Here is an 11,131-nt window from a genome sequence, read left to right on the forward strand (position 1 = left end):
AAGAGGATTCAGACATCGCTGTGAGGCCACGCACCGCGTGGTTCACGGCGTACGCAATGTCATCGTGGCGTTGCATCGGTTCAACTCGAGCGACGGCGCTCATTGATCAGCGCATCCCTAGGGAAAGAACAAATGCCTTTCACCAAGCCCGAGAAGATTGAGCTCGTCATCAAAGAATTTGGCATTGGAGCTGATCTATACGCTGGATACGTCAATCAACAGAACGCCACCTCACCTACCGGTAGTGTGCAAGACCAGATAGACGCATCAATCAACTTCCTCAAAGTCGTAGAGGCCGTTGCGTCACTCGTCAGAGAGATCCCGGTATTGGGGACGGTTCTGAACGGCGGAAGTCTCACGTCAAACCTCATCAAGGCGAATGAGCAGCGAGGACGCGGCGGGAGCATTGAACCTTCGGTGGTCTTCGGGCTTGTCAGTGATCTCGCGGCCTTCGCTTCTACCGCTGCATTTGCCACGGCGGTAGCAGGCACTGCTGCTGTGTCTGCTCCGGTCCTTATCACCCTGGCAGGTGGGTTGGCTGCCGTAGGAATGGCTGCGTCCATCTACGGCACGGTGGTGGGCGTTCGAGAAAGGACTGTCGAGAACGATCTCATAGTACGTTGGAGTACACGCATCCTTGATGAGATGAGCGCGTATGGCAACTACGCTTGGTCTCTGAAGGATGACGAAAACTTCCGCAACGAATACCAAGGCAACCCAGTCCTCGGCCCCGCCCTGCAACTGATCCACGCGATCGACACGAGCCTGTCGTTGGATCGGGCGGTGTCGATCCTGCAGCAGTCCGACACGGGTTCATCCTTCCAGGGCGGCCGGTTGCGTGAAGCCTCGACGCTGCTGCGCAGCGTGGGGCGCATCCTGCTGAACCAGGACGTGGGCAGTGCATCGTCGCTGGAGACCTATGCCACCCAGCTGTCGCAGGTGTGGCCGGCCATCAGGGAACGGGCCGGGCAACTGCGCCTGGAGGCGACGCACTATCCCGACATCGCGAGGAACGACTTCGCAGCGTTCCTCTCGCTTTCCAGCGGAGCCCCTTTTGCGTTGCGCTTCAGGGACAACGCCGAAGGCACAGCGGCCCCGCAGGCGCTACAGGCCCTGCACGAGCAGACTTACCAGCAGTGGCTGGCCGACAAGAACGCCGTCGCGGCCGGGGCCGACCCCAGCACCTTGAACTTCAGCGATGGCTACCTCAACGACCGTGCCGCGATGCTCAACACCAACATCGCGGCCAACACGCGTGACGTTGCGTACGACATCGGTGGTCGCCAGATCACCGGCGTGTCGGTATCTGCGCCGATTCAATACGAAGACCGTGCGAGCGGTATGACCTACACCGTCAGCGCGCGAGGTGCTTCTCCCCAGTCGCCCGGCATCCAGCGCGTGGTGTTCGGCACGGCCGGCAACGATGCCAGCCTCGAGGGGCGCGCCGGCGACGATCGCATCTACGCCGGCAGCGGCGTCGACACGCTAAACGGCCGCGAAGGCAACGACTACCTCGAAGGCGGTGCAGGCTACGACGCGTATCACTTCGACGGCAGCTTCGGCCACGACACGGTGGTCGATGCGGACAGCACCGGCAATCTGTGGTTCGATGGCCAAGCGCTGACGGGCACGATGAAGAAGGTGGCAAACGACGTGTGGGAGGACGAGGCGGGCCGGTTCGTCTTGATCTGGCAGCCCAACGCGCAGACGGGGCGTGGCGATCTGATCATCGGCCGGCGCGAACCGCCGCGCAGCGGCACGGTGGTGGGTACCGTGACGGTCAGAAACTTCGGCGACGGCGAGTTGGGGCTGACGCTGTCGCAGCAGCCGCCCGCGCAGCCCGCGCTGACGCAATACACGGGCGACATCATCAAGCACATCGACCCCGATAGGCCCACCCACTACCAAGTAGCAAGCGGAGGCTATGCGAGCGACGGCGTGCAGGCCGATGCCGCGGACGTGATCAACGCCAGCGAACAGGGCGATCTCGTGCGCGGGGGCGGCGGCAACGACGGCCTGGCGGGCCTGGGCGGCGACGACCGCATCGAAGGCGGCGCCGGCAACGACCTGCTGCTGGGCGGGCTGGGCGCGGACACGCTGGAAGGTGGCGCCGGCAACGACTTCATCTTTGGCAGCGCGCTGGGCAGCGTCGACCGACCGGAAGAGGTCGACTTCACGCCGCCAACGTCCTCGGGCACGGAGCTGGCGCGCGGCTTCTCATGGGTGGTGTATGACGCACCGGGCGAGGAGGCCGACGGGCGCAATGTGCTCACCACGGCCGGGGCACATACCGGGGCATGGTGGCGCGATGGCACCGAATTGCTTGCGGAGTCCGACGGCAACGTGATCTCGGGTGGTGACGGCGACGACCGAGTGTTTGCCGGTACCGCCAACGACCTGGCGCACGGCGATGCCGGCAGTGACACGATCTCCGGCATGGGGGGCGCGGACTGGTTGTTCGGCGACGCGGGTGATGACTTCGTCTGGGGCGATGGCAACCTTAGCCCCGCCCATTACACACCGGTGGAACATCATGGCGCCGACGTGATCTCGGGCGGCGCCGGGCGCGACCAACTCGTGGGACAGGGTGGCGACGACCAGCTGTACGGCGGCACCGAAGACGATGCCATCTACGGCGACGACGAAACGCCCGACACGCCGTTGCAGTACCACGGGATGGATTGGCTCGAAGGCAATGAGGGCGACGACACTCTCGTGGGCGGTGGCCGCGACGACACCTTGTGGGGCGACAGTGGCAACGACCGGTTGTTGGGTGACGGCGACGCCTCCAAGGTTCCGGTCGAGTTCCACGGCGCAGACTTTCTCGACGGCGGCTCCGGCAACGACGAACTGAGCGGCGGTGGCGGCGACGACACCTTGATGGGTGGCGCTGACAACGACCTGCTGTGGGGCGATGCCGAACAGGCCAAGGTGCCGGTGTCGGCGCACGGGCAAGACGTGCTCGATGGTGAGGCTGGCGACGACGAACTGGTGGGCTGCGGCGGAGATGACCAGCTCTACGGCGGCACCGGCAATGATGTGCTGCTAGGTGACGGGGCCGTTGAGCACGTGGCCCTCAGCGCCCACGGCGACGACTACCTCGACGGCGCGGAAGGCAACGACGAGCTGGCAGGCAACGGTGGGGCTGACGTGTTGCTGGGTGGCGTGGGCAACGATATCTTGCTGGGTGACGGGCTGAACAGCATTGACGAAGGCAGCAACGACGGTAACGACAGCCTCGATGGCGGCGAAGGTGACGATGCACTGGCGGGTAACGGTGGCAACGACACGCTGCTGGGCGGTGCCGGCGACGACCAATTGCAGGGAGGCTCCGGCGATGACCGCCTGGACGGGGGGGCAGGCTTTGATGCCGTGTTCGGCGGTGCCGGCAACGATACGCTGGTGAGCGACGGCGACGACTACCTCGACGGCGGCGAGGGAGACGATCTCTACCTCGTCCAGCCGCAGGCTCCGACGGTAGTCAACGGCGTGATGACAGTGCCGGTTCCCGTCATCAACGACGCACAGGGTGTCAACACCATCCAGTTTGCGGGCAGCAGCACGGGCACCTCAGGTGCGCAGGTGTTCGTGCAGAACGGCACGGTCTACGCGGCGCTGGACAGCGCGAGTGTGGTGGCAGTGGGATCGCAGGCCAGCCTGGCCGCCTTGAGCCTGGATGCAGGAAATGGTGACCAGCGGTCGCTGCAGTCCATTGTTGATGCCGCGGGGACGGACGGCGCAGTGCGCTCGGGCTTCTGGACGGCCGAGGGCGGGATGACATGGACCGATACCGTCTCGACGGCGCAGTCGCTGCTGGGCTCCGCGGGCAGAGACTATCTCGCAGGCGGCACCGGAGCTGATGTGCTGGACGGTGGCGCGGGCGACGACCGCGTGAACGGCGGCGCAGGGGCCGACGAGCTGGTGGGCGGTGCCGGCAGCGACGTCATCATCGGTGGCGTGGGCAACGACACGCTCAATGCCAACCTGGCGCGCAGCCACAACGGCCCCCCCCTGTACGAGCTCTCCAGCGGCGACGACGGCGCCGCCGACGTGTACCTGCTCTCGCGCGGCGACGGCGAAGACTGGATCACCGCGCAGCCGGGCAGCGGTGGCGCGCTCGATGTGGTCCGCTTTGGCGAAGGCATTTCGGCGAGTGATCTGCAGATCACCAACCTGCGTGCCGGCACGTCGTTGCGCGGCGTGCACCTGGCGATCCAGTACGGAGACGGTGACCGGCTCGTGCTCGATCCGGGCGCGGAAGGCACCATCCGCGAGCTCCAGTTTGCCGACGGGTCCGTGCTGTCGATGAGCGACTTGGTCGCCTCGCAGTTCGTGCAAGAACCCGATGACGACGGGATCATCCACGGCACCGAGGCGAGTGACGCGCTCAGTGGCACCGATGCCGACGACCACATCGAAGGCCATGGCGGCGACGACACGATCGACGGGGGCGCCGGCACCGACCATCTGGTGGGCGGGACGGGATTCAACACCTATCGGTTTGGGAGCAACGGTGGTTCGGACTTGATCGATCCAACCGCAGGCGAGCGCGGGCTGCTGGCGTTCGAGTCAGCGGTCCGCGTGCACGTTGAAGGAGACGACCTGTTGCTGAGCTCCGGCGCGGCTTCGCTGGTGCGCTTGCGCGGCTATGCGTCCGATCCGAGCATCGCCGCGAACTGGCAGATCCGCATTGAAGGCAGCCAGGCGCAGGGCCTGGGCGCCTATGTGGCGCAGCACGGCCCGTCGTCGCCAGACAGCGAATTGGCCCCGCGGCGGCAGCACTTTGTCGATGCACAGCTGTGGCAGCTGCGCACGCAAGTGCAGCGATACGACCGCCAGGATCGAGGCTCTGTTCCAGTACAGGTGCAGCAGGCCAGCTTCCAGCTGGGCGGGGGCGCGTTCGAACATAGCGACTACCTCGCCACGGGAGCGAGCGAGCGAACCGTGACGACCACAACGACCAGGCCCATCTATGAGTGGATCGAGACCTTGAACTCGTCCGGACCGTTGGGACGATTCGTGAGCGTCGAAGACCTGCCCGTCAGAAATGGAGTCATCGAGCTTCCACCCAATTCGACGGAGTTCTACAGCGAGCCGGTGTGGTCGACCGGCGGAGGCGACTCCGTACCGCAGCAACGCCTGCTCGGCGTCTTCTTGCCCCCCGATTCAAACGCCTCGCTGCGGACTCAGCCGCGCGTCGTGGGCTACGAAACCACCACGTACACCTACACGGTGAGCGTGCCTGCCGACAGTGCCACCCAGATGCTGGTCAGCGGCTCGGACAACGACGACGTCATCGTGCCGGGCCAAAGCCCGGACTCGTCGCGCCTGAGCTTGTTCCGTGGCGTGATCGACACGGGCACCGGCAACGACCGCGTCGAGCTGCTCAGTGTCGATGCGGGCTATTGGGGCATGCAGGCCACCAGGCGCGACGACTGGAGCGCGCTGCCCGCGGGCGTGCCTCACTGGTATACGGTTTCGAACCACCACAGCCGGGGCTCAGGGGCGTGGCTTGACCTCGGTGCTGGCGATGACCTGGCCTCCGGGACCGATGCCGACGACTTCATCGTGGGTGGGGCTGGCAACGACTGGCTGGACGGGCAGGCAGGGGCCGACACCTACTACATCGGTGCCAACGGCACGGACATGGACCGCATCTCCGACATCGCGAGCTTCGACCCTGCCGCAGATCAGTCGTACCTTGCCTATGGCGGCCGACTTGACCAGCCGAACCTCGATGTCGTTGTGTTCGATGACTCGGTGTCGCTGCACAACCTCAGCTACCGTTGGGGTGCCGTCGATCCGGAGACGGGTCTCCAGGCGCTTGAGCTGTGGACCGCCGGGCGGCTGTTCCTTCAGATCGACTACAGCCCGGCCACGGCCCAAGGCCGCGTGGCGCCGCAGCTCGATGCCCAAACCCTCGAGTCCGCAGCCATGGTGAGCCGGCTGTCAACGAGCAGCGTGCTCGCCCGCGAGGTTTCGATGCCAGGTGTGGAACGCTTCGCGTTTGCCGATGGTACGGTGCTGAGCGTGCAGCAGCTGTTGTCCACCATACCGGTCGCCGGCGACATCGACTCGCCGCTGGAGTTGTCCGGAACCATGGGCCGCGACCTGCTGAGCGGAGGATCCGCCGCCGACGTGCTGATCGGCAGGCAAGGCGATGACCACTACGTGATCGACGGCACCGCAGATCGGGTGGTCGAGCTCGAAGGCGAGGGGAGTGACAGCGTGTCCGCGAGTGTCGACTACACGTTGACCGGGCATGTCGAGAACCTGACCCTGACGGCTCAGGCGCTGCTCGGTACCGGCAACGCCCAGGACAACGGCATTTTTGGCAACGCCCTGGGCAACACGCTCGACGGTGCAGCCGGTGCCGATCGGCTCAGTGGCAACGAGGGAACCGACCACTTGCTCGGCGGCGCCGACAGCGACGTCCTGTATGGCGGCGAAGGAGCCGACCTTCTGCAAGGCGACACCACCATGACTCCGGTGGTGGTGCGCGCCCGCGCCCAGCTGGTCGATGGCGTAGGCGCCCGCATGCAGCTGTGGCTCGACGGTGAGCTGGTCGGCGAAGCGCAAGTCGACAGCACGATGTACACCGACTACCGATTCGACGTAGCCGCCGAATTGGGCCGCGCCGCGCGGCTGGACGTCGTGTTCACCAACGACCACTACGCCAACGGCCAGGACCGCAACCTGTGGGTGTCGCTGGTGACGGTGGGCGAGCACGCGATGCGCACGACCGACGCCGGGGTGGTGATCGACAGGGGCGCCGGTGCGCAGGCCTTCGACGGCTTGAACACCATTGCCGGGCAGAACGGCCTGCTGTGGAACGGTGCGCTGCGCTTCACCGTGCCGGCCTCGGCTTTCGGCACGGCGGGTGATGACGAGCTCCGTGGCGACAACGGCGATGACGTGTTGCTCGGGGGGGCGGGCAACGACCTGTACATCGGGGGCGCCGGGGCCGACCGACTCATCGACAGCGCCGCCACGTCAAACGACGTGTACGCATGGGGCCGCGGCAGCGGTGCCGACACGCTCGTCGACGCGGGTGGGGATGACCGCCTGGAAATCAGCGGCGTGGAGCCCGAGGAGCTGTGGTTCCGCCAGGTGGGTGACGACCTGGAGATCTCGATCATCGGGAGTACGGACCGCTTCACCATCGAGGACTGGTATGCCGACGCTGTTCGCCAGGTAGAAACGATCCAGCTGTCCTATAGCGGCACGCTGCTGAACACGCAGGTGCAGGCGCTGGTGGACGCGATGGCCGGCTTCGTACCGCCTGCCGAAGGCGAAACCACGCTGCCGGCGTCGTATCAGGCCACGCTGCAGCCGGTGATCGCGGCGAACTGGCATTGAGCGGGCAGTCTGCGCCCAAGGTTGCGGTGCGCGCGCCGGTGTCGTATGCCGACGTTCTGCTGGGCTTGGGCTTCGCCGATGCCGCAGCGTTGCTGAAGGCCGTGCAGGCGTGGCTGCAACTGTTTGCGCAGGTGCGGCCCGCCGCCGTGGTGCCCGACTACGCACCGGCGGCCCAGTTGGCCGCTCACCTCGCCGGGCTGCGTGCTGCGATTGCACGGAACTGAGGGGAAGCGCAGCTCACGCCGATGCCGACGGGCCTCCGGCATCACCCTTGATTTCTCAAGGCGGGACAACCTTCAAGGGCTAAACCGAATGACAAGTCACGTCGGACAACTTTCACAAGGACTGCTCTCATGAGGCGGTCATCCAGTCTTCTCTTGGCAGCAGCAACGCTGCTGGCGTCTTGTGACGGCGCGGAACAGCAAGGGAATCGCCAGGTTCAACAAGCGCAGGTCACCTGCGCCGACAGGCCCTGCCCAGGCGATGTTGCTCCGCGCATAGATGCTGGAAGGGACGTCGCGCTCAAGCTGAATGGGCGATGGTTTGTCGGGCCGCGGGCGTATTTCAGTTCAGCGAACAACGCAGCGTACTTCGAGTGGTGGTCGCACCGTCCGGTCCCCGCAGGCGCGGCACGGCCTCCGGAGATGCAAGCGTTGGCCACGGCGGGAGAAGGCAACGAGTTCTCCATCGACATCCACTTGCGATCGCAAAACGTCTCGCCAGACCCCCGCGGCTACAGGCTCATCGAGCTGGCTCAAGACAAGCAATGGATCGCGAGCCACAAGGAGGTTCGCCCCGGTCTTGACGTGATTCAGATGAAGCACGTGGTCGGTCCAACAGGCCAGTACATGGACCACGTTACCTACTACGTAGCCACCACCCTTCGAGGTGGGGACGGGTTGCCGCCCGTGGCAGTTTGCAATCACGACCATCCCGAGAACGGCGGAGGCGGCGGCTTCATGTGGCGTCCCGGCATCTGGGCCGGCATTCGTATGAACCAGCGGCATTGTGCGGATTGGCCTGAGGTCTACGCAGAAGTCGTGCGAGTACTTCAGCTTCTCAAGGAGAAACCCATGGCCGCTGGGGCGCTGTATGGCGCCGGCAACGACGAGTGCTGGGCCCAAGGTGGCCGCGAAGAGAACTGCGGCAGCGGCGAACTCAACCCGGCGCGCGCTGCAGTCAGCACGAACGTCAACGGAAGAACGGATGACAACCTGCCGTTGCGCCTTCGTGCAGCGAACGACGCGATTTTCAGCACGAGGGCATGCGCATGATCGGCACCGGACCTCTGCACAGCGCAGCCTCCGCCAAAGGCTACGTGGCCCTTCTTTCTGGAGCGCTGCTGCTATTGATGCAAGGTTGCTCGAAGCGAGAGGAGCCAGCCGAACAGAAGGCCTACCGGCAGCAACTGGAGGCCTGCAGCGAGCAACTCCAGAAAGATCCGCTGGTGCCCATCGTCGGCGGTGGCTACCTCGACACCCGGCGCCTCGACTTCAACGCCACCACGGTGAGGTTTGAGGACGGTCAGTGCGGCACAGATGGCTTCGAGACGAGCTTCTACTGGACCGGCGAGAAGATCGTGCCGGCGGGGCAGAAGTTCACGGGGTTGCTGCCGGGCCAGGAGACTCCAAAGCATTGGCGGCGGCTCAACGTTGCCGCGCAGCTGGGCAACCAGCGCATGGGGCGCGCTTGCCAAGAGCACTTCGACCCGAAGAAGTGCGTAGACCCCAAGCACAAGAACCCTGGGTTGCCACCGACGTGGCCTGAGGAGCGGATCGTCAGGCCGATTGCCTATCCAGGGCTTGAAATATGGATGCCTGTGGACGGCTACAAGAAGGACGTTGGAGGCATCTACTTCGTCATGAAGGACTGGCCTCGGCCTGATGGGACACCAAGGGAAGTGAACTGCTGGCACTTGCCCGGCTACGACCCTTCCGCCATGACCAAGAAGGATCTTGAGCATCTTGACTTCGGCAACAGGACCCTGCCATGCCAAGTCGAGGGATGGGATTTCAGCTTCGTTGGCGGAGCAGCAAGGATCAGTACAGGCACCGAAGCCTTGCGGGATATCACACCTGCACTACAAGCCCTCCAGCAGTACATCTCTGGGTCGATCAGTCGAGAGCGATAAGCATGAGCTACACCTTCACAGCAGCAGAGCAAGAGCATATCCGGGCAGCCATCGCTGCAAGTAGCGGTCTGACTTGGAACGGGAGGCAATACGACGAGGTGCGTAGAGCCGGCACCGACGCCGTCCCGCTGTACCAAGCACTGTCGAACCTGATTGCGCAGAAACTGGCCACGCCAGGCGCGCTTGATACCGCGACGGCAAGTGACCTCAAGAGCGCCAAGCTATGGCTCGACGTGGCGATCGGCGCCAACAGCGGCAGCGGCATGCACTCGGCCTTTATCCGCGCGTTCACCAACGAACAGGGCCGCTTGCGCCTGGGCCGCGAGTTCACCGCCGACGAGATGCAGACCGCATCCAATGTCGTGGCGCGCAACGTGGCAAATGGTCTCCTGCTTGGCGACTTGAATTCAAGTGACCCTCTTGCCCCATGGACCGTGCCGCGCATCGACCAGATCGCGGGACTGGATGCTAGAGCCATAGGCGAAGCGCTGTTCCGCGAACCGCTCGGCACCCTCGATACTGCCACCAGCCGCAACGCCGGCTGGTCAGGCACGCTGGGCTTCGACCTGCTGGGAGGAAGCTCCCCCTTCGAAACCTGGCGTCTGCTGAGTGCCGGCGACAGCGGCTCGGAGTTGCCGGGCCGGCACGGGCAAGCCACGCTCAACACGCTGGACGACGTGAAGAACGTCCTGTTCGCTGTGTTGGCCTACGACAAGGCGGTCAAAGCCGGCTTTGCCGAGGGGCCGACCGACATGCTCAGCTGGCTGTCGCAGGGCTTCACCTATTCGCTGACCGGCGTGTGGAACGACCCCTGGGTCGGACCGCCCGCGGCGCAGATCGCCATTGCCGCCAGCAGCGGCAACTGGCTGGGGCTCATTCGCGACGTCGTGCGCGGCACACCGATCGAGCCGGTGGTGGGCGTGATCAAGGACGTGGGCGTGAACCGCTTCCTAGACATGGTCATGGGAGCCGTGCAGGGCCGACCGCTGCTGGGCACCACAACCGATGCCAACTTCGCCGCCAATGCGCTGGCCTTTTTCGGCGCCCTCACGCCGGAGCAGCTGCAAAGCCTCGCAGTTGAGCTGCTCCCGACCGATGCCGCCAGCCTCGTCTTGCTGGCGCGCAGCGACGTGAACGCGCGGGCGGCCTTGGCTTCGTTGTCCGTCATCAGCGTGCAGGTGAGCGATGCTGTCGCCAGCACCTTGAGCCTCTATGACCCGGCATCGGGCGTGGGCGAGCTGACCGAAAGCTGGTTGCGGGATCGCGCTGCCATGTTGAGTTGGGTGGCAAGAGAGGGGCACAGCAACACTGCCGTTGTCACCGGCCAGCCGGTCAGCGCCAACGCCGACTACCTGGACGCTGCCACCGGCACGCGCGTGCTCATCGGCGCCACGACCTCTCGACAGTTGGTCTACTTTGGTGACGGGCAAGACAACAACAAGGAAGGAGGTGGGTTTGCCGACCGCCTCTACGGTGGTGCCGGCGACGACACCCTGAACGGCGAAGGCGGCAACGACTACCTCGAAGGCAACGCCGGCGCCGACCAGCTCAACGGCGGTGAAGGCTCCGACACGCTGCTGGGCGGTGCCGGCAGCGACACGCTCGATGGCGGGCAGGGCAACGACACGCTGACCGGCGGAG

Annotated in this window: 5 protein-coding genes; all 5 read left to right on the forward strand. The window is 65.2% G+C overall.

Annotation, left to right across the window (positions count from 1 at the left end; all coding sequences use genetic code 11):
• The first annotated feature begins 132 nt into the window (after positions 1-132).
• Positions 133-7,359 carry a carbohydrate-binding domain-containing protein gene (locus tag E8D38_RS26825; RefSeq protein ID WP_140637343.1) on the forward strand — a complete coding sequence of 2,409 codons (7,227 nt, stop codon included), beginning with the start codon at positions 133-135 and terminating at the stop codon, positions 7,357-7,359.
• 26 nt (positions 7,360-7,385) lie between these two features.
• Positions 7,386-7,583 carry a hypothetical protein gene (locus E8D38_RS26830; RefSeq protein WP_140637344.1) on the forward strand — a complete coding sequence of 66 codons (198 nt, stop codon included), beginning with the start codon at positions 7,386-7,388 and terminating at the stop codon, positions 7,581-7,583.
• 129 nt (positions 7,584-7,712) lie between these two features.
• Entirely contained in the window at positions 7,713-8,633 is a 921-nt protein-coding gene (locus tag E8D38_RS26835; protein WP_140637345.1) for a hypothetical protein, read from the forward strand.
• On the forward strand, positions 8,624-9,490 hold the full coding sequence (locus E8D38_RS26840) for a hypothetical protein (RefSeq protein WP_140637346.1): 867 nt from the start codon (positions 8,624-8,626) through the stop codon (positions 9,488-9,490). Before E8D38_RS26835 ends, E8D38_RS26840 begins: the two co-directional genes overlap by 10 nt.
• Before the next feature lie 2 nt (positions 9,491-9,492).
• A partial coding sequence (locus tag E8D38_RS28680) for a calcium-binding protein (protein ID WP_281286167.1) occupies positions 9,493-11,131 on the forward strand: 1,639 nt, incomplete at its 3' end.

The sequence above is a fragment of the Methylibium rhizosphaerae genome (genome assembly GCF_006386545.1).
GTDB classification, from domain to species: Bacteria; Pseudomonadota; Gammaproteobacteria; order Burkholderiales; family Burkholderiaceae_C; genus Pseudorivibacter; species Pseudorivibacter rhizosphaerae.

Coding starts and splice junctions, on each gene's coding strand:
- E8D38_RS26825 (WP_140637343.1), top strand. CDS start 133: ATGCCTTTCACCAAGCCCGAGAAGATTGAGCTCGTCATCAAAGAATTT.
- E8D38_RS26835 (WP_140637345.1), top strand. CDS start 7,713: ATGAGGCGGTCATCCAGTCTTCTCTTGGCAGCAGCAACGCTGCTGGCG.
- E8D38_RS26840 (WP_140637346.1), top strand. CDS start 8,624: ATGCGCATGATCGGCACCGGACCTCTGCACAGCGCAGCCTCCGCCAAA.